Here is a 578-nt window from a genome sequence, read left to right as displayed (position 1 = left end):
AATAGTCTCAAACGCAAGTTCGGGAAGTGATGTACCAAAAGAAACCAGTAAAATACCTATGAAAAAGACAGGGATTCCAATTTCAACAGCAATTAAAGAAGTATACTCAACCAGATATCTGGCGCTAATTAAAAGGGCTATTAATCCTAAAGAAAATAGTATAGAACTCCTTAAAAATTGTTTTTTGCTAACTATTTCTTCTTCCTCTTCAAAATCGGTTTTTCTAAATACAAACCAAATGTAAACAATAAATGCAATTATTAAATTAAACCATCAAAAATAGATATGATTTGATCGATGGCCAGTATTATAGGTAAAAGAGCAATAAAAAAAGGATAAGTTAGCTCTTTTTTTATATTCTCATCTCTAAAATTTATTCCACCCGCAATTAACACGGCAGTACCTAAAACAAATGATAAATTTACAACATTAGATCCTAAAACAGTTCCTAAAGAAAGTTCTGGTATTCCCTCTATTGCCGAAGTTATACTAACTACTAATTCAGGTATACCTGTTGAAATGGCTATTATCATAAAACCTGCAGCAAAATGACCTAATTTAAGATATGAAGAAATTTT

At 30.1% G+C, this 578-nt stretch carries 2 protein-coding genes; one reads left to right on the top strand and one right to left on the bottom strand.

Annotated features, from left to right (window positions below; translation table 11 throughout):
• Positions 1-244 (top strand): hypothetical protein (locus tag QMD61_11770; protein ID MDI6725311.1); only part of this gene is annotated, 244 nt, incomplete at its 5' end.
• Positions 245-260: 16 nt separating this feature from the next.
• Here QMD61_11770 and QMD61_11765 read toward each other — a convergent pair.
• The coding region (locus QMD61_11765) for a hypothetical protein (GenBank protein MDI6725310.1) at positions 261-578 on the bottom strand (318 nt) is incomplete at its 5' end.

The organism is Methanobacterium sp., from assembly GCA_030017655.1.
In the GTDB taxonomy this organism is placed as follows: domain Archaea; phylum Methanobacteriota; class Methanobacteria; order Methanobacteriales; family Methanobacteriaceae; genus Methanobacterium_D.
Note: the sequence above shows the minus strand (reverse complement) of the source record. Positions and strands in the feature narration are given on the sequence as shown.